This is a genomic window from Brevundimonas sp. (genome assembly GCF_046299535.1).
Lineage (GTDB): Bacteria > Pseudomonadota > Alphaproteobacteria > Caulobacterales > Caulobacteraceae > Brevundimonas.
Genome location: NZ_JBKBIB010000007.1, coordinates 21,648 through 46,119, shown reverse-complemented (window position 1 = coordinate 46,119; position 24,472 = coordinate 21,648). Strand labels below are relative to the sequence as shown.

Annotated in this window: 30 protein-coding genes and 2 tRNA genes; 9 read left to right on the top strand and 23 right to left on the bottom strand. The window is 64.5% G+C overall.

All coding sequences use genetic code 11. The features are described from left to right. Positions 1–76: 76 nt before the first annotated feature. From rplS to ACK4FB_RS06970, 3 genes are read right to left on the bottom strand one after another with little or no spacing between them, the layout of a single operon-like run. Entirely contained in the window at positions 77–502 is a 426-nt protein-coding gene (gene rplS, locus ACK4FB_RS06980) for a 50S ribosomal protein L19 (RefSeq protein WP_021697322.1), read from the bottom strand. Beyond that, a complete protein-coding gene (gene trmD / locus ACK4FB_RS06975) occupies positions 499–1,227 on the bottom strand; it encodes a tRNA (guanosine(37)-N1)-methyltransferase TrmD (protein WP_409749678.1) in 729 nt (242 codons plus the stop codon). The genes rplS and trmD overlap by 4 nt, the downstream gene beginning before the upstream one ends. Positions 1,228–1,248: 21 nt before the next feature. Then, complete coding sequence (locus ACK4FB_RS06970) at positions 1,249–2,070, bottom strand: enoyl-ACP reductase (protein ID WP_409749675.1); 822 nt, start codon at positions 2,068–2,070, stop codon at positions 1,249–1,251. Positions 2,071–2,203: 133 nt separating this feature from the next. Here ACK4FB_RS06970 and ACK4FB_RS06965 point away from each other — a divergent pair, with 133 nt between their 5' ends. Then, the gene (locus ACK4FB_RS06965; protein WP_409749672.1) at positions 2,204–2,713 is read left to right on the top strand and encodes a hypothetical protein; all 510 of its coding nucleotides are present in this window, start codon (positions 2,204–2,206) and stop codon (positions 2,711–2,713) included. Between the two features lies 1 nt (position 2,714). Here ACK4FB_RS06965 and fabB read toward each other — a convergent pair whose 3' ends face one another. The 3 genes from fabB to ACK4FB_RS06950 form a co-directional block, all read right to left on the bottom strand. Further along, the gene (gene fabB / locus ACK4FB_RS06960; protein WP_409749670.1) at positions 2,715–3,938 is read right to left on the bottom strand and encodes a beta-ketoacyl-ACP synthase I; all 1,224 of its coding nucleotides are present in this window, start codon (positions 3,936–3,938) and stop codon (positions 2,715–2,717) included. 54 nt (positions 3,939–3,992) lie between these two features. Further along, positions 3,993–4,535 (bottom strand): 3-hydroxyacyl-[acyl-carrier-protein] dehydratase FabA, encoded by a 543-nt coding sequence (gene fabA / locus ACK4FB_RS06955; RefSeq protein ID WP_409749667.1) that lies wholly within the window; start codon positions 4,533–4,535, stop codon positions 3,993–3,995. A 103-nt stretch (positions 4,536–4,638) separates the two neighbouring features. Further along, the gene (locus ACK4FB_RS06950; RefSeq protein ID WP_409749664.1) at positions 4,639–5,202 is read right to left on the bottom strand and encodes an SH3 domain-containing protein; all 564 of its coding nucleotides are present in this window, start codon (positions 5,200–5,202) and stop codon (positions 4,639–4,641) included. A gap of 67 nt (positions 5,203–5,269) precedes the next feature. Here ACK4FB_RS06950 and ACK4FB_RS06945 point away from each other — a divergent pair, with 67 nt between their 5' ends. Further along, positions 5,270–6,256, top strand: a complete 987-nt coding sequence (locus tag ACK4FB_RS06945; RefSeq protein ID WP_409749661.1) for a 2-hydroxyacid dehydrogenase — start codon at positions 5,270–5,272, stop codon at positions 6,254–6,256. 3 nt (positions 6,257–6,259) lie between these two features. Here ACK4FB_RS06945 and ACK4FB_RS06940 read toward each other — a convergent pair whose 3' ends face one another. After that, a complete protein-coding gene (locus ACK4FB_RS06940) occupies positions 6,260–7,219 on the bottom strand; it encodes a complex I NDUFA9 subunit family protein (RefSeq protein ID WP_409749658.1) in 960 nt (319 codons plus the stop codon). A 183-nt stretch (positions 7,220–7,402) separates the two neighbouring features. On the opposite strand from ACK4FB_RS06940, the gene ACK4FB_RS06935 reads away from it, so the two are divergent. From ACK4FB_RS06935 to ACK4FB_RS06910, 6 genes are all read left to right on the top strand, one after another. Then, positions 7,403–7,489: transfer RNA gene (locus ACK4FB_RS06935), tRNA-Leu, on the top strand. Positions 7,490–7,578: 89 nt separating this feature from the next. Next, a complete protein-coding gene (locus ACK4FB_RS06930) occupies positions 7,579–8,193 on the top strand; it encodes a ribonuclease D (RefSeq protein ID WP_409750026.1) in 615 nt (204 codons plus the stop codon). A 2-nt stretch (positions 8,194–8,195) separates the two neighbouring features. Then, positions 8,196–8,855 carry an LPS export ABC transporter periplasmic protein LptC gene (lptC, locus tag ACK4FB_RS06925; RefSeq protein ID WP_409749655.1) on the top strand — a complete coding sequence of 220 codons (660 nt, stop codon included), beginning with the start codon at positions 8,196–8,198 and terminating at the stop codon, positions 8,853–8,855. A 12-nt stretch (positions 8,856–8,867) separates the two neighbouring features. Then, positions 8,868–9,371, top strand: coding sequence for an LptA/OstA family protein (locus ACK4FB_RS06920; protein ID WP_409749652.1), 504 nt, complete (start codon positions 8,868–8,870; stop codon positions 9,369–9,371). Between the two features lie 158 nt (positions 9,372–9,529). After that, positions 9,530–10,234 (top strand): LPS export ABC transporter ATP-binding protein, encoded by a 705-nt coding sequence (gene lptB / locus ACK4FB_RS06915; RefSeq protein WP_409750023.1) that lies wholly within the window; start codon positions 9,530–9,532, stop codon positions 10,232–10,234. Between the two features lie 58 nt (positions 10,235–10,292). Next, a tRNA-Gly gene (locus ACK4FB_RS06910) sits at positions 10,293–10,366 on the top strand. Between the two features lie 46 nt (positions 10,367–10,412). Here ACK4FB_RS06910 and ACK4FB_RS06905 read toward each other — a convergent pair. The 8 genes from ACK4FB_RS06905 to ACK4FB_RS06870 all read right to left on the bottom strand — a co-directional run bounded on the left by ACK4FB_RS06905 (position 10,413) and on the right by ACK4FB_RS06870 (position 16,671). Beyond that, positions 10,413–11,015, bottom strand: a complete 603-nt coding sequence (locus tag ACK4FB_RS06905) for a site-specific integrase (RefSeq protein ID WP_409749649.1) — start codon at positions 11,013–11,015, stop codon at positions 10,413–10,415. Between the two features lie 724 nt (positions 11,016–11,739). After that, positions 11,740–13,098, bottom strand: a complete 1,359-nt coding sequence (locus tag ACK4FB_RS06900; RefSeq protein WP_409749646.1) for a type II secretion system protein GspD — start codon at positions 13,096–13,098, stop codon at positions 11,740–11,742. Next, positions 13,089–14,102 carry a zonular occludens toxin domain-containing protein gene (locus tag ACK4FB_RS06895; protein WP_409749643.1) on the bottom strand — a complete coding sequence of 338 codons (1,014 nt, stop codon included), beginning with the start codon at positions 14,100–14,102 and terminating at the stop codon, positions 13,089–13,091. Before ACK4FB_RS06895 ends, ACK4FB_RS06900 begins: the two co-directional genes overlap by 10 nt. Positions 14,103–14,105: 3 nt before the next feature. After that, entirely contained in the window at positions 14,106–14,399 is a 294-nt protein-coding gene (locus ACK4FB_RS06890; RefSeq protein WP_409749640.1) for a hypothetical protein, read from the bottom strand. Between the two features lie 8 nt (positions 14,400–14,407). Continuing rightward, the gene (locus tag ACK4FB_RS06885; RefSeq protein WP_409749637.1) at positions 14,408–15,424 is read right to left on the bottom strand and encodes a hypothetical protein; all 1,017 of its coding nucleotides are present in this window, start codon (positions 15,422–15,424) and stop codon (positions 14,408–14,410) included. 394 nt (positions 15,425–15,818) lie between these two features. Next, on the bottom strand, positions 15,819–16,046 hold the full coding sequence (locus ACK4FB_RS06880; RefSeq protein ID WP_409749634.1) for a hypothetical protein: 228 nt from the start codon (positions 16,044–16,046) through the stop codon (positions 15,819–15,821). 61 nt (positions 16,047–16,107) lie between these two features. Next, positions 16,108–16,287, bottom strand: a complete 180-nt coding sequence (locus tag ACK4FB_RS06875; protein WP_409749631.1) for a hypothetical protein — start codon at positions 16,285–16,287, stop codon at positions 16,108–16,110. A 69-nt stretch (positions 16,288–16,356) separates the two neighbouring features. Then, positions 16,357–16,671, bottom strand: coding sequence for a hypothetical protein (locus ACK4FB_RS06870; protein WP_409749628.1), 315 nt, complete (start codon positions 16,669–16,671; stop codon positions 16,357–16,359). A 102-nt stretch (positions 16,672–16,773) separates the two neighbouring features. Between ACK4FB_RS06870 and ACK4FB_RS06865 the strand changes: the two genes are divergently transcribed. After that, positions 16,774–17,181: a helix-turn-helix domain-containing protein gene (locus ACK4FB_RS06865; protein ID WP_409749625.1), complete on the top strand. Its 408-nt coding sequence runs from the start codon at positions 16,774–16,776 to the stop codon at positions 17,179–17,181. A 125-nt stretch (positions 17,182–17,306) separates the two neighbouring features. Here the strand turns inward: ACK4FB_RS06865 and ACK4FB_RS06860 are convergent, their stop codons facing one another. The 8 genes from ACK4FB_RS06860 to ACK4FB_RS06825 form a co-directional block, all read right to left on the bottom strand. Then, complete coding sequence (locus ACK4FB_RS06860) at positions 17,307–19,019, bottom strand: ATP-binding protein (protein ID WP_409749622.1); 1,713 nt, start codon at positions 19,017–19,019, stop codon at positions 17,307–17,309. A 446-nt stretch (positions 19,020–19,465) separates the two neighbouring features. After that, positions 19,466–20,488, bottom strand: a complete 1,023-nt coding sequence (locus tag ACK4FB_RS06855) for a phage/plasmid replication protein, II/X family (RefSeq protein WP_409749619.1) — start codon at positions 20,486–20,488, stop codon at positions 19,466–19,468. A 12-nt stretch (positions 20,489–20,500) separates the two neighbouring features. Next, the gene (locus tag ACK4FB_RS06850; RefSeq protein WP_409749616.1) at positions 20,501–20,899 is read right to left on the bottom strand and encodes a hypothetical protein; all 399 of its coding nucleotides are present in this window, start codon (positions 20,897–20,899) and stop codon (positions 20,501–20,503) included. Positions 20,900–20,947: 48 nt separating this feature from the next. Then, positions 20,948–21,889, bottom strand: a complete 942-nt coding sequence (locus tag ACK4FB_RS06845; protein WP_409749613.1) for a TraB/GumN family protein — start codon at positions 21,887–21,889, stop codon at positions 20,948–20,950. Positions 21,890–21,946: 57 nt separating this feature from the next. Further along, positions 21,947–22,591, bottom strand: coding sequence for a hypothetical protein (locus tag ACK4FB_RS06840; protein ID WP_409749610.1), 645 nt, complete (start codon positions 22,589–22,591; stop codon positions 21,947–21,949). Between the two features lie 11 nt (positions 22,592–22,602). Beyond that, on the bottom strand, positions 22,603–22,791 hold the full coding sequence (locus ACK4FB_RS06835; RefSeq protein WP_409749607.1) for a helix-turn-helix transcriptional regulator: 189 nt from the start codon (positions 22,789–22,791) through the stop codon (positions 22,603–22,605). Between the two features lie 2 nt (positions 22,792–22,793). Continuing rightward, the gene (locus tag ACK4FB_RS06830) at positions 22,794–23,243 is read right to left on the bottom strand and encodes a hypothetical protein (protein ID WP_409749605.1); all 450 of its coding nucleotides are present in this window, start codon (positions 23,241–23,243) and stop codon (positions 22,794–22,796) included. 103 nt (positions 23,244–23,346) lie between these two features. Continuing rightward, a complete protein-coding gene (locus ACK4FB_RS06825) occupies positions 23,347–24,387 on the bottom strand; it encodes a 2'-deoxycytidine 5'-triphosphate deaminase (RefSeq protein WP_409749602.1) in 1,041 nt (346 codons plus the stop codon). Between the last annotated feature and the right edge of the window lie 85 nt (positions 24,388–24,472).

Sequence of the window (24,472 nt, the reverse complement as noted above, 5' to 3'; positions counted from 1 at the left end):
AAAGTCGGCTCTGAAACGAGAAAGGCCCCGGTCCGCGAGGACCGGGGCCTTCTTCATGCCGAGAAGGCAGGAAGGATCAGGAGTCGTCGCCCGGCTTCTCGGCGGTTCCGGTTTCCGGAACGGCCACGACCTTTTCCTTGCGGACGGTCTGACGCTCGGCGATCCGGGCCGACTTGCCGCGACGATCGCGCAGGTAATAGAGCTTGGCGCGCCGCACGACGCCGCGACGCTTGACCTCGATGGATTCGATGTTGGGCGACAGGATCGGGAACTTGCGCTCCACGCCTTCGCCGAAGGAGATCTTGCGCACGGTGAAGGTCTCGTTGACGCCGGTTCCGGCGCGGGCGATGCACACGCCCTCGAAAGCCTGGACGCGCTCGCGCTCGCCTTCCTTGATCCGCACATTGACGCGCAGGGTGTCGCCGGGGCGGAAATCGGGGATCTCGCGACCTTCGAGGACGCGGGCCTTTTCTTCGGCAGCGAGCTGCTGAACGATATTCATGTCTCTTCTCCTCGGGCTTTTGCGCCCTTTAGCTGTGATTTGGCGAGATGCCGCTCCCAGAGATCCGGGCGCCGCTCCCGCGTGGTGGTTTCCCTCTGGTCCTGACGCCATCCGGCGACCTTTGCGTGGTCGCCCGATAACAGGACCTCGGGGATGTCGAGCCCCTCGAACGTCCGCGGCCTGGTGTACTGCGGATGCTCCAGAAGCCCGTCCTCGAAGCTCTCCGAACTCAGGCTTTCGGCCTGGCCCAGCACTCCGGGGATCAGTCGTACGCACGCCTCGATCACGACCATCGCCGCCGCCTCGCCACCGGCGAGGACCGCGTCTCCGACCGAGACCTCCTCGAACCCGCGGGCGTCGAGCACCCGCTGGTCCACCCCCTCGAACCGGCCGCAGAGGACGGTGATCCCGTCCGCCTTGGCCCAGTCCTTCACTCGCGCCTGGGTCAGGGGCCGGCCCCGCGCGCTCATGTACAAAAGCGGCCGCCGCGGCCCTGTCACGCTGTCGAGCGCCCTGGCCACCACGTCCGCCTTGAGAACCTGTCCAGGGCCGCCACCCGCAGGGGTGTCGTCCAGGAAGCCGCGCTTATCTGTCGAAAAGTCGCGAATGTCCACTGTTTCGAGCGACCACAGGTTTCGCTCGCGCCACGCCGTGCCGATCAGCGACACGCCGAGCGGCCCCGGGAAAGCCTCGGGAAACATGGTCAGGACCGTGGCGGTGAACATGGCGCGGGCCGCCCGAAGGCGTCAGCCTTCGTCGTCGGCGGCCAGACCCATCATGTGGAAACCAGCGTCCACATGGATGATCTCGCCCGTGGTCGACAGGCCCAGGTCCGAGCACAGCCACAGGGCGCAGCCGGCCACGCCCTCCATGGAGGTGTCCTCCTTCATGGCGCTCATGGCGCGGCCCTGGGCGATCATGCCCCGCCCGCCCGAGATGCCGGCCAGCGACAGGGTGCGCATGGCGCCGGCGGAGATGGCGTTCACGCGGATGCCCTTGGGCCCAAGGTCGCGGGCGATGTAGCGGGTCGCGGCCTCCAGCGCGGCCTTGGCCACGCCCATGGTGTTGTAGTTCGGAATGGCGCGCTCGGAGCCCAGATAGGTCATGGTGATCATGGCCCCGCCGTTGGGCATCAGCTTCGACGCCCGTTTGGCCACGTCCACGAAGCTGAAGGCCGAAATGTTCATGGCCAGCAAGAAGCTGTCGCGGCTGGTGTTCTCCACGAACGAACCCTTGAGCTCATCCTTGTTGGCGAAGGCCACCGAATGGACCACGAAATCGATGGTCCCGAACTCCTTCTCCAGCTGCTCGAACGCAGCATCCATGGAGGCGTCGTCGGTGACGTCGGCCGGGATCAGCAGTTTGGCGCCCACGCTCTCGGCCAGCGGGCGCACCCGGCGCTCCAACCCCTCGCCCAGATAGGTGAAGGCCAGCTCGGCGCCCTGGGCCGCCAGCTGCGAGGCGATGCCCCAGGCGATGGAGTTGGAATTGGCCACCCCCATGATCAGGCCCTTCTTGCCCTTCATGAGGTCGCCCTTGGGCATGGTCCAGGCGGATTCAGCGGCCATGATCTTGCTCCTTCGAATTCGAGCCGGAGGGTTAGCAGGGGCAGGCGCGAGGGGGAAGCGTCGGATCAGGATCCGGAAGGCTGGCGCAGCAACAATGGTTCGCTAGGTTGGCGTTCTGATCGGGAGGCCACCCATGAACCGTTTCGCCCTTTCCGCCCTCGCCGTGGCCCTGCTGGCACCCCCGGCGGCCGCCATCCCGCCGCCGCCGGAAGTGGCGGTGCTGGTCCTGTCGCCCGGCGGCGCAGATCCCGGACCGATCAACGAGAGCGACGATCTGCTCGCCGCGGTTTCGCCTGCGGACGGCGGCGGATGGCTGCGCGTGGCCGATCCGGCTTTCACCTCCGCCGACTTCGCCGCCTGCACATCAGCCGGAGTCGCAGATGAGGGCTGCGTGCGGGAGGTGCTGGCTGCGCGCGGCTCCGCGCAGATGACCCCGCCGACGGTTGTCGTGCTGATCGGTCCGGGACCGGGATTCAGCATCAGCTGGACTTGTGTGGGCGTCGGCGAGCGCGCCTTCCAGCCCGAACGTCAGCGCATCTCCGTCGACTTCCTCGGCTGGCGCGCCGAAGGCCGGTTCAGCCCTGAGCAGGTCTCCGAAGCCGCCGGATGCCTGACGTCCGCCGCCGCCGAGAGCGGCTGGTAATCTAGAGGTCGTCCTTCGACAGGATGATGCAGCCGTTGGTGCCGCCGAAGCCGAACGAGTTGGACATGACGGTGGTCAGTTCGCCGTCCTTGCGCTCGCGCAGGATGGGCAGATCGGCGAAGTCCGGGTCCAGGTTCTCGATGTGCGCGCTCTCGGCGGCGAAATCGTCCTGCATCATCAGGAGGCAGTAGATCGCCTCCTGCGCCCCGGCGGCCCCCAGGCTGTGGCCGGTCAGGGACTTGGTGGACGAGATCATCGGCGCCTTGTCGGCCCCGAAAACGTTGCGGATGGCGTCGGTCTCGCGGGCGTCGCCCACCGGCGTCGAGGTGCCGTGGGGGTTCAGATAGTCGATCCTGCGGTTCCCGGCCTGCTCCAGCGCCAGCTTCATGCAGCGCTCGGCGCCCTCCCCGGACGGGGCGACCATGTCGAAGCCGTCGGAGTTGGCGGCGTAGCCCACGATCTCGGCGTAGATTTTCGCGCCGCGCGCCTTGGCCCGCTCATACTCCTCGACCACCACGATGCCCGCGCCGCCGGCGATGACGAAGCCGTCGCGGTCCTTGTCATAGGCGCGGCTGGCCACAGCGGGCGTCTCGTTGAAGTTGGACGACATGGCGCCCATGGCGTCGAACAGGTTCGACAGGGTCCAGTCGATCTCCTCGCAGCCGCCGGCGAAGACCACGTCCTGCTTGCCCCAGGCGATCTGTTCGGCGGCCGCGCCGATGCAGTGCACCGATGTCGCGCAGGCCGAGGAGATGGAATAGTTGATGCCCTTGATCTGGAACCAGGTGGCCAGAACCGCCGACGGGCCGGACGACATGGCCTTGGGCACCGCGAACGGGCCAATGCGCTTGGGGCCGCGGGTTTTCGTGGTCTCGGCCGCCTCGACGATGGTGCGGGTGGAGGGGCCGCCGTCGCCGACGATCAGGCCGATGCGCTCGTGGCGGATTTCCTCGGCGGTCATGCCGCAGTCGGCCAGGGCCTGTTCAAACGCGATGTGGGCCCAGGCTGTGCCGGGGGCCAGGAAGCGGGCGGCGCGGCGATCCACCAGGCCGGTCCAGTCCTCGATCTTCGGCGGGGCGTGGACCTGGGAACGGAATCCCAGGTCGGCGTACTCCGGCGCAGCCACGACGCCCGAGCGAGCCTCGCGAAGGGATTTGGTGACCTCCCCGGCGTCCTTGCCGATGGAGGAGACGATCCCCAGACCCGTGATCACCACACGCCGCATATTCATCCTCACCCTTGTCGCCGGTTTCCGGTCGTTGAAAGCCTAATCCGCAACTCAGCCGGCGGTTTCAGGCGTGGCCGGCGCCGGGGCGCCGAACAGGCCCACACGCATGTCGCTGGCGGTATAGATAGGCACGCCGTCCGCTTCCAGCACGCCGTCGGCGATGCCCATGACCAGACGGCGGTTGATGACCCGCTTCAGATGCACCTTGTAGACCACGCGCTTGATGTCAGGCGTCACTTGGCCCGTGAACTTCACCTCGCCCACGCCCAGGGCCCGGCCCCGGCCCGGCGCGCCGGTCCAGCCCAGGAAGAAGCCCACCAGTTGCCACATGGCGTCCAGGCCAAGGCAGCCGGGCATGACCGGATCGCCGATGAAGTGACACTGGAAGAACCAGAGGTCCGGGTGGATATCGAGCTCGGCCTCCACATAACCCTTGCCGTGATCGCCGCCGTCCATGCTGATCGTCCTGATGCGATCGAACATCAGCATCGGGGGCGCCGGCAGCTGGGCGTTGCCCGGCCCGAACAACTCACCCCGTCCGCTGGCCAGAAGGCCGGCGTGATCGAAGGACGAGGGATAGGGCGACTGGGTCACGGGGCGGCTCCGTTCAGGATTGTCGCGCCGTACGGGCGACATGGCTGGTGACCGGGCGGTTACACGACGCCGGGGCGGGGCTCAACCTTCCGTCGGTGGAAGATCAGCGCCCGGCGGCGCGCCCGGCGGGGGTGGAGGCGGCGCATTGGGGCTGCGTCTGGGCCCCGAACAGGGCCTCCTGCGGGGCCCAGCCCCTCAGGCGGCCGGACTGCAGGCGGCACCAACCGTCCTCACAGCGATCCAGGGTGATCACCGCGCGGGGCGCCAGCCGCGCACGCACCCCGGCCTGCGCATCCGGTCTGCGGCGCAGGTCCAGCGGAGCCTCGGTGCGGTTGAAGGCGGTGCGGCGGCCCGAGGTTATGGTGCGGTGAACCCACGCCACATTACCTTCCGGGTCGCACACCTTGCGCCAGTCCCGCGTCTCGGCCACGACCTGCACCGGCAGGCCTGCAGCCCGGTATTCCCAGAGAATCTGGTGGTCCAGGCCGGGCCCCTGCCGGGCGCGGGCCGGCGAGGACTTGATGGACACCCAGCGCGGCACGTCGAAGCCCGACGGCGTTGGCCGTCCGTCCGGCATCTGGACCGCGGCGCCCAGCCCCAGCGTCATGGCTGCGGCCAGCAGAACCGCGCGCAGGCTTTTGATCCTTCCCGACGCTTTGCTAGACACGTCCCGTTCCCTCGGCCATTCCTCGGCGTCCGGCGCGATGCGCCGTCGCCACAGCCTGAAAGCCTTTATGTCCGCCAGCAATCTTAAGGTCGTGCTAACCAGACGGCTGCCCGACGCGGTCGAGACCCGCATGCGGGAACTGTTCGACGCCGAACTGAATCTGACCGACGCCCCCATGGACCGGGCCGCGCTTCAGGCGGCGATGCAGCGCGCGGACGTGCTGGCGCCCACCATCACCGACCGCATCGACGCAAACCTGATCGCCGGGGCGGGCGACCAGCTGAAGATGATCGCCAATTTCGGCGCGGGCGTGGACCATATTGACGTGGAGGCGGCGACGGCGCGGGGCATCATCGTCACCAACACACCCGGCGTCCTGACCGAGGATACCGCCGACCTGGCCATGACCCTGATCCTGGCGGTGTCCCGCCGGGTCGTGGAGGGCGCGCAGGTCATGGCCGAGGGCCGCTTCACCGGCTGGACGCCCACCTGGATGAACGGGCGCAAGCTGTGGGGCAAACGGCTGGGCATCGTCGGCATGGGCCGCATCGGCCAGGCTCTGGCCCGCCGGGCCAGGGCGTTCGGCCTCCAGGTTCACTATCACAACAGAAAGCCGGTCAGCGCCGCCATCGAGGCGGAGCTGGGCGCCACCTACTGGGACGATCTTGACCAGATGCTGGGCCGCATGGATCTGATCTCCCTGAACTGCCCGGCGACGAAGGAGACCCACCATCTGATCTCCGCCGAGCGGCTGGCCCTGCTTCAGCCGCACGTCATTCTGGTGAACACCGCGCGCGGGGAACTGATCGACGAGGCGGCCCTGGCCGACGCGGTCCGCGAGAAGGCCATCGCCGGGGTCGGTCTGGACGTGTTCGAGCACGAGCCCCGGGTGCATCCGGGGCTCGTGGGTCACGCCAATGTGGTGCTGCTGCCGCACATGGGGTCCGCCACCCTGGAGACGCGGCGCGAAATGGGCGAGCGGGTGATCCAGAACATCATGACCTACGCCAACGGCCACCGTCCTCCGGACCGGGTCATACCGGCCATGCTCTAGGCGTCAGGCCGCGACGGGTTCCGCGAACTGGCCGCCCCGGCGGTACAGCCACAGATAGGACGGCGCTATGGCCTCGAGGCCCGTGGGGGCGACGCCCAGGGCGGCGAGACCCGGCGCACCTTCAGGGACCACATTGTCGCTTTCCAGCATCAATACCTGATCCCGCGTCAGCGGCGGCGCCATGCCAAACAGTTCGGCCAGCTGAAGAACCCCGCCCAGCGGCCGGGCCGCGAAGAACGGCACGGGAACCAGAATCCGCTCGCGATAGGTCTCGCGCAGGATCAACTCAAGGATCTGGCGGAAGGTGTAGATCGTGGGGCCGCCGAGGGTGAAGGTCTGGCCCGCGAGGGCCGGCTGGTTCACCGCGCGTGCGATGGCCTGGGCCACGTCGCCCACATAGACCGGCTGGAACCGCGTCTCGCCGCCGCCGATCAGCGGCAGGGCCGGCGACATGGGGGCCATGGCTGCGAAACGGTTCAGGAAGGCGTCACCGGGGCCGAACACCACCGAGGGCCGCAGGATCACGGCGCCGGGGACGTGCTCGCGCATGATCGCCTCGGCCTCGGCCTTGGAGCGGCCATAGGCGGCGGGGGACCCGGCGTCCGCGCCGTTGGCCGACACCTGGACCAGCCGCGTGACGCCGTTGGCCTTGCAGCCCTCGGCGATATAGCGGGCCGCGTCCACGTGCATGGCCTGGAAACGGCGGGTGTTGAAGGTGCCCACCAGATTGACCACCGCGTCCGCGCCGCGCAGGGCCGCCTCGACGTCCGCCTGCCGGGTCACATCGCAACGCATCAGCTGGATCTGGCCCACGTCGCCCAGCGGGCGCAGGTCATGGGCGGTGTTGGGCTTCCTGACGGCCACCCGGATGCGCCAGCCCAGCCGGGCCAGTTCGCGCACGGCCTGTCCGCCGATGAATCCCGAGCCCCCGAAGACGGTGACGAGTCTGGACGATGCGGTCATGACGAATGCTCCGGGTCGACGCTTTGTGCCGGATTTGAGGGCCTCCGGCGCGCCGGGGATAGACCAAGCCATCGGCGCCCGCAACGCGCGCGGGGCCCGTCAGGCGTAATATGATGAGAACCGGCATTGACCGCAGGTTTCGCCTGCCTTAAGGGTCCGCGCCTTCCGAGGGGAAACCTTCGGGCCCAGGTGGCGGAATTGGTAGACGCGCTGGCTTCAGGTGCCAGTGATCGAAAGGTCGTGGAGGTTCGAGTCCTCTCCTGGGCACCATATTTTTCGGCGGCGCCGTGTCTTGGGACGCGGCGCCGTTCGTCTATGATGATCCGGACCACGCCCAGCGGATTCTGCACGAGGCCCTCATGACCGTTCACCTGCACGAAGGCGACCTGCCCGGCGATCTGGACCTGGGTCCGGTGGTGGCGGTGGATTCCGAGACCATGGGCCTGCGTCACAACCGCGACGACCTGTGCGTGGTCCAGCTCTCTTCCGGCGACGGCGACGCCCATGTGGTGCGGCTGGCTCGTCCCGCCTATGACTGCCCCAATCTCAAGCGGGTCCTGGCGGATCGCAACGTCCTGAAGCTGTTCCACTTCGGCCGCTTCGACATCGCCATGTTCGAGAACCACCTGGGGATCGAGACGGGCCCGGTCTACTGCACCAAGATCGCCTCCAAACTGGCGCGCACCTATACCGACCGGCACGGCCTCAAGGACGTGGTGCGGGAATTGGCTGGCGTGGACCTGTCCAAGGCCCAGCAATCCTCGGACTGGGGAGCGGACGTGCTGAGCCCGGAGCAACTGGCCTATGCGGCCTCGGACGTGCTGCACCTGCACGTGGTGCGCGAGCGGCTGGACGTCATGCTGGCGCGCGAGGGCCGCACCGCGCTGGCCCAGGCCTGTTTCGACTTCCTCCCCGTCCGCGCCCGGCTCGATCTGCAAGGCTGGGAAGACGCCGACATCTTCGCCCACACCTGATCATGACCGAACCTGCCCCCAGCGATGACCTGAAGGCGGCCGACGAGCGCCGGGTCGTGCTGGCGGGACGAAAATGGCGCGCGCGCTCGCGACGGGTCATGCTGTTCCGCCGGGTTCTGCCCATCGCCATCGTCGTGCTGGCGGGGGGCACCGCCCTGTGGGTTGGAACCCGGAGCATCATCGCCGGGGTCGAGCGCAGCCGGGTCGAGTCCCGTGAGGTGCGCCTGTCCAACCCCATGTTCCATGGCCAGGACGATCAGGGCCGCTCCTTCATCATCGGCGCGGCCCAGGCGGTGCGCGATCCGGACACCGGCATGTTCCGGCTGGACGCCCCGGTCATGCGGCTGACGCTGGAGGCCGGCAAGACCAGTGAACTGTCCGCCGGACAGGGCCTGTATGACGAGCCGTCCCGCACCCTGATCCTGCGCAACCAGGTGATCATCGAGGACGGCGGCGCGGGCTTCCGCTTCGTTACGCCGGAGGCCGTGGTGGACACACGCAGCGGCGTCGTCACCGGCGACAAGGGCATCGAGGGCGCGGGCGCCCTTGGAACAATCAACGCGACGTCCTATGCCATCTATGAACAGGGCGGCCGGGTCGTGTTCAGCGGCTCGGGCGATGATAAGGTACGGGCGACGATCAACACCCGCGAGGCGGGATAAGGAACCACGATCATGCGGCGCATGACAATCGGACTGGCGATCGGCGCCCTGGGGGCCATGAGCCTGGCCACGGCGGCGTGGACGCAGATCTCCTCCAGCGGAGAGCCCTTCATGGTGGGAGCCGACGATCTGGAGCTGATCCAGGCCGACGGCCTGCAGATCTGGCGTGGACGGGCTGAAGCCTCCCAGGGCGAGAACCGTCTGCGGGCGGGGGAAATCCGCGTCTACCACCAGACGCGCGACGGCGGCTTCGGCGCGGCGGAACGCATAGAGGCCATTGGCGAGGTTTTCTTTGTCACCCCCGAGCAGGTCGCGCGCGGCGACCGCGCCGTCTACACCGCCGCCAACAACACCCTGACCGTGACCGGAGACGTGATCCTGCGCCAAGGGGACAATGTTCTGACGGGCTCCAATCTCAGCATCAACATCGGCACCGGCCGCGCGCGCATGGAAGGCGCGCCGACCGGAAACGCCGGACGCCGGGTGCAGGGCGTCTTCTACCCCGACCGGAACTGAGCCGGCTCTTGGCGCGCAAGGAACTCTCAGCCCTGAACCGACCGCCCCGGCCGAGCCGCGGTCGCGCTGCGGCCACCGGTGCGCCGATCCCGGGCGCCGACAGGGCGGAGGTCGCCGACACGGCGCCGTCCGAGGCTCCGCGCCGCAATGGCCTCAGTATCGAGAACATCGCCCGGTCGTTCGGCAAGCGCCAGGTGGTGCGCAATGTCTCGCTGCACGTGAACCGGGGCGAGGTGGCCGGACTTCTCGGACCCAACGGGGCGGGCAAAACCACCTGTTTCTACATGATCACCGGCCTGATCCCGGCGGATTCGGGCAGCATCTGGCTGGACGGTGAGGACATCACCCGTCAACCCATGTACCAGCGCGCCCGCATGGGTCTGGGCTATCTGGCGCAGGAAGCCTCCATCTTTCGCGGCATGACCGTCGAGCAGAACGTGCGCGCGGTGGTGGAACTGAACACCCGGGACGACAAGGCCGTCACCGCGGAAGTCAGCCGCCTTCTTGAAGAACTGCACATCGATCATCTGCGCGAGGCGCCTGCCACGGCCCTGTCGGGCGGCGAACGACGCCGGGTCGAAATCGCCCGCGCCCTGGCGGGAAAGCCGTCGTTCATGCTGCTGGACGAACCCTTCGCCGGCATCGATCCGCTGGCCATCGCCGACATCAGGCAGGTGATCCGCTATCTGGCCGATCGCGGCATCGGGGTGCTGATCACCGACCACAATGTGCGCGAGACCCTGGACATCATCGACCGGGCCTCGATCATCCATGGCGGAGAGGTTCTGTTCGAGGGCACCCCCGGCCAGATCATCAGCGACCCGGACGTGCGCCGCGTCTATCTGGGCGATCTCTACGGCTGAACATGCGCCGCCGCTTGGATTGCGCACCGGCCTGACCTAGAACAGGCCGCTGGCCGCCGCGGGCATGATGTAGTGGTAGCCTGGCAGCTTCCCAAGCTGCTCGTGCGGGTTCGATTCCCGCTGCCCGCTCCAACACTTAGCCGATTTTCGGCGGCGGTTTTGCACGCGGTTTTGCATTTTACGTTCCCCTTTGGGTCTGGTTGAGCTGTTGAATGATCGCTGCCGTGCGGGCGTCCGAGCCCACATAGCGGCGGATGATCTTTTCGACCTTTGCCGTCTCCCACCCCATAATTTCCGCGATGTCGGGCGGCTTGAGCCCGGCCAGGTAGAACTTGGTGGCGGCGGTGCCGCGAAGGTCGTGAAAGTGCAGATCCTTGCCAGGAAGCGCCTTGTCGCGGGCCTTTGAGAACGAAGTGCCGTTTACAGCCTTCCAGGGCTTTCCAGCCTCGTTCGTCAGGACCACGGTACTTCGCTTGGGAATGGTCGCCAGCACTGCCCTCAGACCGTCGTAGAGCGGCACCACAGCCTCTACGCTGCCACGGCTCTTGCCGGTCGGGATGCAGATCGCATCGGCTGAGATATGGGCCCACGATAGCCTTGCGAGGTCGCCAGCTCTTAGTCCCGTATGAACTGCCAGGTCGATGACGTAGCCAACCTCAGGAGACGCAACGGCCTTCACCGCCTTGATGTCGTCCGGCGTCCAGATGATCGCGGCGCGGTTCACGCTGTAGAGCGATTTTATCCCTTCGCACGGGTTGGTGCTGATCAGATCGAGGTCCACGCCGTGGCTCAGGACACGCGATAGCACCTGGACTGCATAGTCCGCAGTGCGAGGGCGGTCAGACCATTGATCGCGCCAGTGTCGAATGACCGGCCGTATCTTCTCGGGTCGATCAAACTGCGCAACCCGAAGGGGGCCGAAGTGGTCGCTGATGCGATCAAGCCATCGCGACCAGTTCCGTTTCGTCGTTGGGGCCAATCGTGAGAATGCCGGGCTTGCGCGATAAAGGGACACTAGGCCGCTGATGCGTTTGTCGTTGGGGCGTGTTCGCGATTGGTGAGCTTCCGCATAACTCGTAACGAACTCAGGACTGCCCGGTGCCCCCTTAAGCCGGGGACCGCCCCGCCAAGCGTACCAGTACATCCTGCCCTTCGAGCGGACCTTGCATACGCCCTTGAGCTTAGTTGTAACCACGGCGCGCCCTGAACTTCTGAAGCTCTTCATCTAGGGCTTCATCGTCCGATGAAGGCATGACCGAAGCCCCACCGGAAAGGTGAAGCCTGACAGTCCCATCTTCCAGGAGCTCGAGAACTCTGGGTGTTTCGCCCAGATCCTTGAGGATCTTCCAGGCGCGATTGATGACGGCGCGGTTCGGCAACGATGTCTTCCGCCTCATATCAATGGCCCCTGTCGGGGCGGCCGGCGCAACGGCCGACGCCGCAACTGCGGCGGCGTCCTCCGCACCGGCCAGTCGCGCTTGCCACTGCATTCTGTGGGGGCGACATCACGGCTCCCCCGATTCGCGACGCACAGCGCGCACCAAGAGGACGAGCTCGGCTTGGGCCGTTGTTTCCCGGCCGCCGACACGCGGGCCTCGTGGGAACAGACGATCACCGCCCCGTTCTTCTCGATCTGACAGAAGCCCTCCAAGGGCGACCCATGACCCTTCGGGGATTTCGAGTGAGGTCGTCAGCTGGCGCTTGGTGAGCGTAGGGGAATTGTTGACGCCGGTTTGCGTCCGGGCGAACGACGAGACTTCCTGCTCAAGATCGAGGTAGAGCGCCCGACGATATATGCGCGGAACGACGCCCAGGATCATACCGGATGATCGGTACTCCACGGACTGTTGCGATGTGCCATCACCGGAGGTGTGAACAGCGCCGAGGACAGGCACTTCCTCACCAACCGTGAGCTGAGTGCGCCGCCCGTTCTCGGCAGTCACGAAGGGCGCCGAAACTACCTTCACCCGCGCGTCACCAGATAGGGTCGAGAGCAAGGTGGAAACGTCGCCGAATTGGAATTCAAGCTGCTGCCGATTGCGATCAGCGCTGATGGAAACCCCCAACGTGTCGCGAAGGAGGTCACCCAGGACCTCTATGCCCCAGCTTTGGTTTTGGGTGCGGCTCACCTCGACCAGGACAGCTTGGATCTCGACGGAGTCCGGACGGGCGTCGAGCTGCTCTAGGAGAGCGAGCAGGGACGCGACATGGGTTTCCGGACCGGCGTAGGCGATCTCTCCGCCCGACACCCCGAGGACCTCACCTGATCGAGCGCCTTCATTCGATGCGACCATGCGAACTTCGGGGACTAGGGGCCTAGCCACCTGGGCCAACTCCTGCGCCGAACGATATTTCGTCAGGTACACACCTGTTTCAGGAGCAGACGCGATCTCAACGAGCTCGGCATCAAGGTCAGCGGCTAGTGGCGCTGGCGACGGGTAGATTTCGGGTTGGGGACTGTATGAAGCCGTAAACGGCTCGCCAGCCCCCCTGCTGGTGCTACCTACCGCCTCGGCGGTTCCAGTGCCGCACACCATGTAAACGCCGCCCTGGACGTAGGCTTGGTAGCCGCGCGTCTGGAGAAAGGTTTCGAAGCTTCGAGCGGTCACCAAATGGCCGGGCAAACGAAGCGACACCAGGCGGTCATCCGACAGCACCTCGGAGCAGAGGATGAAAGGCTCACGAGAGATCCGTTGGAAGAAGGTTTCCACGGCGAACGAAATGGGCACCCGGTCGAGTATGAGTGCTGGCCGCCCAGCGGAGCTGCTGAATTGCTCAGTGTGTCTGGGGCTGGCCGAGGTTGAGGGTGCTGTGGCCACGAGCGCCATCGCCGCACCAATAAGCACTGTTCGCATCATGGCCATTGCACCTGAACTCCATCAACGATTCCCTCAATGCGTCCCGCCGTTACGACGAAGTCGGCCGAGTCGATGACCTCAAACTCGCCATCGCGTTCGAGGAGAATTTTCGCCCTGCCGTCTTCGTGAATCAGGCCCGCAATACGGATTCTTTCGGCGGCTGCTTCAGCCGGCCGACGCGATTCCGGCGCGTTAGTCGGCGGGGGCTCAGAGGAGTCTGCCTCACGGGGCGATCCAGCTTTGCCAAACCCCGCGAAAGCCCATGCGAAGAGGCCCACCCCACCAGCAGCGCAGACGACGAACACCGCCACGATCTTGCGAAACTTCGGGGTCTGCCAAACCGTCTTACCGCCCGTTTCGGTCTGCACGGCCCCTGGTGTTCCGTGGCTGGCGTAGAGTTCGAATATCTCGGGATCGAACTCTACAGTCTCTCGGATCGGAGCCTTCTTCGGCAGTGCGTCACCGGGAGAGGCGTATTCCCTTCGCCAGGAGCAGTGATCACGGCCGATATCGGTTTGCTTCTGCCAGCCATAGACCTTCTTCGCCAGGTCGCGGGCCTTCTTGGCCAAGTCGCCATACGTTTGGCAGATGAGCACGATATCGGACACGAGCTTGGTGTCATCCGCAGCCCAGTGGCGATGATACTCCAGCGCCCTTTCGCGATATCCATCGACGGTTTTGTAGCCGAAGAACTGACGGGCTTCGTCCACGACCAAAAGGTCGCCCTTTTTGAAGACGCTGTGAGCATCGTCATAGAGCCGGACGCCATTGCGTCCGAGGCCGACGAAGGCGGGCCAGAAATCGGCTTGGCTCAGTTGCTCGTCACTGTAGGCCCGGATCATATCAGGGGTGACGTTCGGGCCGCAGTATTCCGCCAAACGGCCGGGATCTACGCCTTCGATGTTGTGGCAGACCCGCTGGCCTCGCCGAAGCGCCGGTACGATCTCTTGACGCATAACGCCTGAGGTTTTGCCGTCACCTGTACCCCCGAAATACACCTTTACCGCCATGGCTCAGCCCACCACTGGAAGGCGTCGAATGATGAACCGGACGGCGACGGCGGGCAGGATGAAATTGATCCAGCGGTGGACCTGAAAATAGTCCCAGTAGAAGCCCATGCCAGCGAACGCGCCGGAGAAGCTTGGCGGCGTGAAATAGGGGGCGCCGATATCGGTGACGGCCTTCAGCAGCACCGAGATGACGTAGAAGAACACCACGCCGAATATCGCTTTGCCGACCAGCCCAGTCACGAGCAGGCGGTTGAACGCTCCAACCAGTCCCGAAATGATTACGCCCACAAGCGGCATGGCTTACCTCAGGATTTGAGAACGATGCCCGCCGCTGCGGCGGGCGGGCCATAGGTCGAGATGAGATCGATAAAAGAGACCGCACGGTCGTTCAGAAAAGCCGGGCAGATATCCAGAACTTGGGGGTCACTTCCGATCTGAAAGGTCGCCGCCAAGTCGAACGTGCCCAGCGGCTGGCAGCTAGCGCCAACTGCTGTCGCATCAGGCGAAAGGAAGCCGCCCAAGGGCGTCTGCAGCGGATTCAGCCAGTCCGCGACAGTGGGCAGATCGGGCGGTGCATCAGGCGACAAGTCGGGCTCTCCGCTCGTGTCGATACGCACCAAACTCGACTGGTCGCCCTCGCCGCCAGGCGCTGGCTCACCCTCTTCCGGCATCCCTGGCCAGTTTACGACGGGGTCGACCCCCGGAGCGATGATCGCCGGGCGAGACGTCAACCAATCATGCACGTAGGGTACCGGCACATCCGGCACCCAAGGCGAGAGCGGCAACGTTGGAATGTCGGCAGAGGGCGCGAACATTCCCTGCAGGGCATTGCTGACATCCACGGCAACTTCGCGGCTGCTTTCTTTGGCGAGCTCGTCAGCCGTAAGCGTCTCATAAAGCTGCGAAACGGGAACGCCGGGAAGCTGAATGCGAGTCCCGCTGGGTGTTCCGTACGTGTACCACCACACCCTCTGTGCATACGTGGCAGGCGGCATCGGCGTGATGGCTACCGAATAGCCAGTTTGCCATCCGACCGGCCGGTAGTTCGCGAGGGCAATGGGCGAAGTCGCGTGAATCTCCACCACGCTGACATGCCGGAGTCGGCAAGGGTTCGCGCCAGTTGGGTCGAGATAGGCCCCAGAGGTCATTTGAGGCCAGTTGCTAGGCAGGGGGGGCGCGCCCGCGCAGGTCTGACCAGCGTCGTAGCCTGGCCGAACCACCGTTATGGTGTCGGAAGCCGATTCATACCCGAGGCCTAACATCCCGTCGTAGCTGAACAGACGTTCCCCGGTGGCTAGATTGTGCAGCTCATTGATCGCCACGCCGACCAATCCTCCGACTGCCAGGGCCCTTCCCAGCACCCCCTTCGCAACGGCTCCGACCACACGAGAGAGGGCGGTCCTCGACATGCCAGTTGAGGCGGCCCGGCCGCCGACCTGTGAAATCACGTACCGGTCCGCCCGGGTGAGCGCAGTGCCGCCGATCTGCGAGGGTGCGGACCACACCCCGGTAGTCGGGTTCCTCACCATGTCGATGACGGGGGGCGTTTGCGAAGCAGCGGGCAAGGCCAGTGCGTTCAGCGCCGAAACACCAAGTACGCACAAACCAGCCCGCAACAAGCGCCGACGGTCCAACCTACAATCGTCCATAACGCGGCCATCCCTTTATCCTCGACCGGAAGAAAAGAGGGGCGCCGCAGCGCCCCTCTTCGATGCTTCACCCGCGGGCGAAGCCAGTGATCAGTTTGATGCCCCAGCGGACCGCCAACGGCGCGAACTTGATGCCGGCGATGCCGACCATCCCTGCGATCACGAACGGGATGTAGTTCATCATGTCGCTGAACATGCCCGAGAAGGGGTCAGCCACCGGCCCTGCCAGGGCGGGAGCCGCAGCTGCAGTAAACGGGATGGCGAGTGCCGCCACACGAGTAATCATGGTCTTCATTGAAGCCCCTCTTGAAATGCCGCCTACAGGGCGGCTTCCGATCACGCGGAGTCCGCGTAATTCAGTCGAGACGGGTGCTCGCGAACGTCGAGTAGATTTGCTGGATGCACCACGCGATGAAGATGGGCATCCAGCAGATCGCGAACCCTGTCATGAAAGCGGTTCCGAAGCTGGCGACGGGCGCGTCCTGCGTCCCGATCACCGCCACGATGGGCTCCGCCTCGGCGGGTATGAACCCCACCGGGCAGGGTCCAGCCTCGCCCTCTCCGGGAACGCAGGCTGTTACCGTCGAGCCCGACATCTGCGCCCCTTAGTTTTCGAGCGCTTGGAGCGAGAGCGTCAGGTTCGGCACTTCCTTTGGACCGCTCTGTGTCTGGATGGTTCGACGGCCGGCGAAGGAGCGAAGCGCAACCTTTACGGAGACGTCCTGGTCTTTCTCCGCCAATCTATGGCGCGAGCGGACTTGGTAGGTCGCGGGCGATGAATACTCATCGGCCGCCGGAACCACGATGTCTGTGTAGAAGGTGGGGGGCCATTTGGGGTCCCGGGGCGGGACTTCCCGGACATAGACGGCGCGGCCGGACAGGGTAAATTCGGGGATCGAGGATGAGGCAGCAGCGGGCATCTGATATTCTCCTAAGATTCGTCGGGCATGACGGCACTGAACGAAGCATGTATGATCCCAAAAGGGATCACTTATGTGTCCTTAGATGTAGGAGGCTGTCAAGTGGCTGACGATGCTATCGCCGAACGGCTCCGCTCGGTCCGAGAGACGTACCGGCTAACTCAGGCTGAAATGGCTGCTGAGCTGGGCGTCCAACTCCCGACTTACAAACGGTGGGAGCAGGCGAAGAATGACATTCCTGCGGCCGCGTTTTTCGCGCTGGAGCGGTCCCGCAACATCAACCCGAGCTGGCTTTACAGTGGTAACGGGCCCGTACATGGGCCCCGTCAGCCAGCTAAACCCATCGACGATGACCAAGCAGAGTCGATTGTCTTCAAGGTTTATCGCCGCTGGAGCGATCGCTTGAATATTGCAGCGGACGACCTCGATGTTGTGGTCGAGTTCGGCAAGGAGATCGCACGGCGCACGGCGGATCGTGCAGCCGCCAATGCCTCTGCTACTCAGAAATAGCGAATGATAATCGCCCAAAGGTCTGGGACCTCGGGAGCTAGACGCCCACTCTGGGCCTAGAGAGCCGGCTGTGTCCGACTCGCGCAGCGGTCAAACCACGCGGTCGAGTGTAGGGGTAGCGCTGTCTATTCGTTCGGCTTCAGGATCTTCCGCATCGAAACGATTTCGATCGATTTTACCCCGTCCAGGTTCAGGTTGAAATGCGCGTCCGGGAACTTGCTAGAGGCCGCTGAGAGCAGGCCAGTGCCTATTTCGGTCAGGGTAAGTCCACGCTTAGCAACGATGGCTCTGTCGCGTTCGGTAACCTCCCAAAGGACCACCGTGTTTATCTCATCGAACATCTTTCGTTCATCGGAGAAATCTCTGAACAAGCCGGACAAGTCGAACTTAAACTCTACTACTTGGCTCCGCGCCCCGATCCGGCCGTAAAGATCATATCGATTCCGGTAGCCAGAAATATGAGGACTGAAGGACGCGAACTTTCCCTTGCCAACTTGCTCAAAAAACATAGCAGCGACCGTGGCCTCTTGCGAGTTTGGCCGCTTTACAAATCTTGAAGCAGTGGACTCCAGTTCAGCAATGGACGCGATTTCAGCGAAAAGCTCCTCCCGGTCATATGACGGATCGGGATCGTCTATACTACCGCTGATGTACTTAACGAAATCGTTTATGTATGCTCTAAACTGCTCATAAGCGATTTCGCGCAGCATCCCTTGCTGACGTCCCTGAATGGACTTCCGTCCAATGTCGAAACTAAGAGATGGATCTTCAACGATTATAAAGAAGTTCGGAAAATACCCGGCTGACCCCCTTGGCTTAAGCTCCAGGAAGATACCTGTAGGCATCCCTTTGGAAGACGTCGCCAAGCCCCCGCTGAACTTGAAACCCCGAAACATGTCGTCTCCGTTGGCAGTGCCATCAGAGTCAGACGGGTCGGAAAGACCACGAAATTCTGATAATTTTTGCCATACAGCTCTGTTTGGTACGAAGCAGGACCAGTACTTAATGTCGCGTCCGGCCTGATATTTCTTTCCAACCGTATAGACGATCTTGTCTTTTAGCTTTCGGCGCTTTTCGGCATCACTGCGGTCACCTTCATTTCGCCAATCAAGATACTGATCGACCGCGATGAAATCATCAGATTTCAAGCCTTCGATCGGGAGAAGGTAGTTGCAGTCAAACTCGACCTCGTTAGCGTTTCCGGAGACATCGACGTGTCGAAAAGTAACGTCGCATTTTAGGGGTTCTCCCCAGATAAAGTTGGTGCTGCCGAGCGCCGTCCGCGTACGCAAAGCGAAGGTTAGCTCATCGAAGCTAAGGTCGAACAACCCAGCTTCAAGATCGGCAAGTTTGATTTTAATGGTGGTGCCCGGGGCGGCGGGTTCGATGCTGTCCACCTCAACGAGCAACTCCGAATCCTCCTCGGAATCTGCCCAAGCCCTGGCGGAGTGTACCTTAGCAGAAGCGGATCCGTGCGGAGAGTGGGTGTCCAGTTCGAACGAAACGGTCGAGAACAGGACGAACGTCAGGCCCACCCCCTTCTGACCGATCTGGTTGGTGTGGCCGCCTTTGTCGCTGCCAAATGGCCTTAGAAGCCTGAGCAGATCAGACGGATCAATGCCTGCTCCGTTATCGCGAATTTCAATCGTTCGATGCTGAGCATTGATATCCAAGACGATGTGGCCGCGAGTTGGATTTGCGCGCACGACGGCGTCGACAGCGTTCTGACTAAGTTCCGCTAGTACGTCCCACTCATGGCTGTAGCTCTCCAGAACGCCTCTGATTTGGTGGCGGATCTGGGCGGTATCCGGGGTCAGGAAGGACAGTTTTTCAGACACGATAGCTCCCGCGCGGTGTTCAAGTTGGTTAGAGGATTTTCGCCAGCGCGCCAATGGGCCGCCGCTGGGACGCACTCTCGGATCCCCATGTGGCTCGAGCCCCGTGTATTTGCGGTTTAGCTCCAGTGGTATGCGGCGGCTTTAACTGGCGACCAGATTACACCGCGAAGCGCGCAATCGATCCCGAGCGCGTTCTAGATCCACTATCGTCTCGGCTGCCTCATATCGTTCCCGCAGGCTCTCACATTGACGACTGTGAGCAGCGGCAGGGCCCCATAGCTCGTTGTAGATCAGCCCAGCAAGACAGAGCCCGCAAACCACCGTCATGAAGATGAGCCACCCCGGCCGCCATTTATGGCCGATGAGCGGAGCCGCCAGGAGAACGATCCAGCCGAAAAGCAGAAAGCCAAAAGCGAACCACGCATAGTTAGTGAGAAGGTACGTCGTCATGCGGCGGTGAGCGCCCTTTCGAACTCACCAGCCCACTCTGGCCGTCGTGCGGGGGACGCTTCGAGCACGCGCACCATGGGAACCACATTGCTTGTCGGCGGCGCGCTTTGGATGTCCACCCCGAGGGTGTCCCGAATCCGCTTCCGATAGCGATAGAAGGTCGATTGCTTCGGAAACATCTGCCGAAGATCTACGCCGCTCCGCCACGCGGTGTAGGCTCCAATGACGCCGGGAGGCAGGCCCTCCAGGCGCTCAGCTTCGACCATGCGCACGTCTGACAGTTCCATCAACTTCACCTTCTCAGCCCAAATCCGCGCGGCTGCTGTGCTCTTGTCCATGTCGGCTCCATACCAGCCGATTCCGTACCGTAATCCCTGCTTCTCGAGCTCTTTTCGTTTTAGCATAACCTCTGCGCGAAGGCATCGATCAGCCCATCCAATCGCCTCGTCACGTAGCGGGGCGTCGAGATCCCGGAAGTCGCGTCGATGCCGAACCTCCTCACCCTTGTGGTAGAGCTTTAGCTGCCAGGAATCCGCCGCCTTCCCGCTGAAGTCTCCGAAGCGCAGCACCCCATCTTTGAACGTTCCCCTTCCTCGATAGCGGACCGTCCCGTGGGCTGCTGCCGCCTTCAGCCAAGCGCGCACGTCGGCCGCATGAGGGAGTTCCAGCATTTCGGTGCAGTCCACGCGCGAGATCGTCGCGCAGGGAATGGAGAACGGGAACTCCTCCCCGAGCGTCGCGACCATCGCTTTTCGCACCATCGCCGCGAGGAGCGTGGGCAGATCGCCGCTTCCCCAGAGGTTGTGGCCCCGCAGCATTTTGGCGGGGTTGCCGTCAATTTCCAGCTGGTCCGTTCGAATGGCGCGGACCTGAATCGAGGACGCGTAGGATCCCGGGACGCTGACCCGCTTTTTCACGGCGAATTCGACGCTTCCATCTGGGCGTAGCGAAACGAACTCGCCGCCCCAGATCGGTCGAGGCAGCTGAACAGGCACTCGTGCGGTGATCCAGTCGATCATTACCGCCACAGGTCAGCTCTCACCTGTGGGAAGAAATCCGGGTGTAACAGATACCCGGATTTTCAGGCCTCGGATGGCTGAGCCTGGCGCCAGCGGCTGGCCTCGGCGGATCAGTTCATCTTCGATCTGCTGGGCGGAGCCGACGATGGCCGGCAGATGAGCAGTCTCTCCCAGCTCAGCCAGAGCGCGTCCGCTGGCGAAAAAATCATGCAGTTCGAGAAGGGTCGAAAGGTCGCCCTTCGCGAGGTGCTTACGCAGTTTTCGGTTTTGCGATGCGACCGTAAGCCATTGATCGACAAAGGTGCCTAAAGCGCCTGTTTTGTCGCTTTCTGTTTGATCTTGCTTGTCTTCTTCTAGCTTCCCAAGCTGCTCGTGCGGGTTCGATTCCCGCTGCCCGCTCCAGCCGCACATGAAAAGGCCCGGCTTTCGCCGGGCCTTCTCCGTTTCGGGATGTCAGGTTCAGCGACGCGTTACGGTGACGCCCCGGTCCTCCAGCATGGACTGGACGCTGTCGTCGCCCGCCAGGTGAGCGGCGCCCACGGCGATGAAGGTGGTGCCCGAGCCTTCCAGCATGGTCTGGATCTGGTTGGCCCAGTCGGCGTTGCGACGGGTCAGCAGCACGTCATAGAGTTCGCCCCACTCGTTCTTCATGTCCTGGACGATCAACTGGTCGAAGGCGTCCACGTCGCCGGCGGCCCACAGCTCGACCATGCGGTCCAGCAGGACGTCCGCCTCTTCCCATGTGGCGAGGGACTGGCGCAGGAACTGCAGCTGCACCTCTTGCGGCAGGTCATGGAAGAAGCGGAATTGCTGCTCCATGGTCTCCAGCCCCCGGACCCGCGTGCCGGCCGCGTCAGCCTGAGCCTTCAAAACCATGTCCACGCCCGAGGTGGGGTCGTAGCCGGCCTTCACGGCGGCGGCCATGGACAGCTGCAGGCCCACCAGCCACGGCTGCATCACCTCCATGGCCTGGGGCGGCACGCCGATGACGCCCGCAGCGACCCGAAGCTGCGCGTTCTCCTCGTCGCTCAGCAGGCTCGACAGGGGCGGCCCGCCCAGATTCAGGCCGTACTGCTGGATCAGCGGCATGGCGGCGGCCTGGTCGTCCAGATTGTCCAGCTCAAGCCACAGCTCCGACGCCTCCGCCATCAGCCCGTCCAGCTCGGCGCTGCGCCACTGGACGTCGGGCTTCAGCAGGTGAACCGTGCCGAACAGATAGATGGTGGAGTCCTCGTCGGACACCACCCAGACGGCGGGGCCGGGCTGATGGGCGGCGTTCTGGGCCAGGGCGAAGTCGGGGGTTCCGGCGACGGCGGCGAACAGGCCGACGCCCAAGGCGGTTCCTGCGGCGAGACGGGCGGTCAGGCTTCCGGCGTGCTTGAGGCGGTTGATGAGGGTCATGGTCGGCTTCCTTCTTGAAGGGACAGATTGATGGATAGTCGGCGTTGGAAAAGAGGATCAGCTGAGGCCGCGGCGCAGCCCCACGATGACGGAGCAGGTCAGATACAGACCCATGACGACGACCAGGATGTCCCAGGCCGTCAGGGGCGGGGCGACCCCCAGCCGCTCGGCCACGGCCCAGCCGAACAGGGCGGCCTGGCCGATCCAGAAGGCCATGCCCCCGGCCTCCAGAACGACGCGCCGGACCATCTCGTCGCCGCGCCGCCAAAGGCTCAGGTTCATCGCCGTGTGCAGGACGAAGACCACCCCTATGGCGACGAGGGTCAGCACCGGGGCGGCATTGCCCGACAGCACCGCCACCAGCGGCGCCGCAAGCAGCAGCCCTGACAGGATCAGGACCGCCCCCTGAAGCCGCATGTCGCGCATCTCCGCAGGACCGGCCGGCGCATCGGCGGCGGTGGCGGCGGCCAGGGCGCGGCCGCTGCGTGAAGCCGCCAGGACGGACAGGCCGCCGGCGACCAGCATCAGCGCCACGAGCATGGCCCCCAGGTCGCTCCAGCGCACACTGTCAGGCGACGGCAAGCCTGAGTACTGGATCACCAGCCAGGCCGAGCCGTAGCCGAAGAGGCCGCCGGCGAGGGCCATGCCGGCCAGTTTGAGCAGTCTGGATCGGGTGTCGGCGGATTTCTCAAGAGTGGTCATGGTGTCCTCCTTCACTCGGAAAAGATGTCTTCGATGGACAGGCCGAAGGTCCTGGAAATCTTGAAGGCGAGGGGCAGGGACGGGTCGTAGCGGCCGGTCTCCAGCGCGTTGACGGTCTGGCGGGAGACGCCGAGCTGGTCGGCCAGGTCGGCCTGGCTCCAGTTCCGTTCGGCGCGCAGGACCTTGAGGCGGTTGTTCATGCTCAGCGCCTCCTGGAGATCCACCAGGCCGCCCACGCGACGCCGTAGCCCAGCATCATGAGGAACAGCAGGCCGAAGGCGCCGGTCAGCAGGGCGTCGGCATAGCTGGCCCCTGCGGGCAGGGGCGCATCAGGCGCGTAGAGGCTCAGCATCACGAGGCCGATCAGACCAAGGGTCATGCCGATGGAGCCGCCCCAGTACCAGGCCCACTTGTGAGCCTCCCGGGCGGCCTCGTCCGCACGGACCCACCACCACCAGGTTCCCAGAAGCAGGATGGCGAACCCGATCAGAAGCCCCGCGCCGACCAGGGCCGGAGAGGGCGATGCGCCCTCAGGAAAGAAGAACGCCTGGCTGAAGCCAAGGACGAGCCCGGCAATCAGGGCTGCGCCCATGAGCACCCAGAAGCGGGCGGCGCTGCTCAGTTTTCGTCGAGGGGCTTTCGCAGGCGTCATGGCAATGGTCCTTGTCAATGTGACAAGCTACCTTTACCTAACCGACGGCGAGCATGTCAAGCGTCATTGACATAAAATCAAACGACCTTGTCCAAAAAAGGCGTCAGGCGCCGGGCCACGCCCTGAAATGCTTCGATAATTTCAGGCCCTGGCGCTGATAGTGCGACCCGCCCTCGCCATACAGCCGCGACGGCCGCTCGGTCAGGGGCTCGTAGACCAGCCGCGCCACCGTCTGGCCGTGCTCCAGCAGGAACGGGGTGTCATGGGTGCGCACCTCCAGCACCCCGCGTGATCCTGCCCCGTGCGCCTCGTCGGTGCCGAAGCCCGGATCGAAAAAGCCGGCGTAATGAACCCGGAACTCGCCTACCGACGGGTCGATGGGGGTCATCTCCGCAGCCTGATCGACGGGGATCTCCACCGCCTCCATCGAGGCCAGGATGTAGAACTCGCCCGGATCCAGCAGCAGCTCGCCGGGGCGGCCGTTCCGGCTGCGCGTCTCAAGAGGCTCCCAGAAATCGCGCGGGTCGTGGCCGTCCTCCCGGTCCAGGTCGATAACCCCGGCGTGGCGACGGCCCCGGAAGCCGATGATTCCCTCGCTCAGTTCCACCCCCACGCTGCGGGTCTCCAGCCGGGGGGGCTCGCCCGCCTTCAGACGCAACTGGTTCAGCCGTGTGCCTGGCCGCACCAGAACCGAGAAGGTCTGGGGTGCGATCTCAAGATACAGCGGCCCGTCATAGCCCTCAGCCACATCGTCGAAGGCCAGGCCCCGGTCGGTCAGAAGCCGCACGAACACATCCACGCGGCCCGACGAGCTCTTGGGATTGGCCCGCGCCAGCAGGCCGACCGGCAGCTTGAGCCGCTCCTGAAGCTCGGCGATGTAGACGCAGCCCTTCTCCAGAACAGCCCCCCCTTCAAGGTCGATCTGGTGCATGGCCACGTCCTTGAGGCGCTCCTCCACCCGCCGGTCGCCCGGCAGGAACGAGGCCCGCACCCGCCAGACACGCGCGCCCAGCCTGAGGTCGAGACTGGCGGGCTGAACCTGGTCGGCGTCAAACGGGGTGGCAGAGGTCACCGCGCCGGCGGCGATCAGGGCCTCGATGGCCTGGCAGGGCAGAATTCCGGGGTGGGACAAATCGAAGGTCATGGCCAAAGCTTACACAGATTCCGGAGGGACGAGAGGGAAAGGCGCACGGTCGCGGTTGCACCCTGTGTATGGGTCCGTAAGGGTG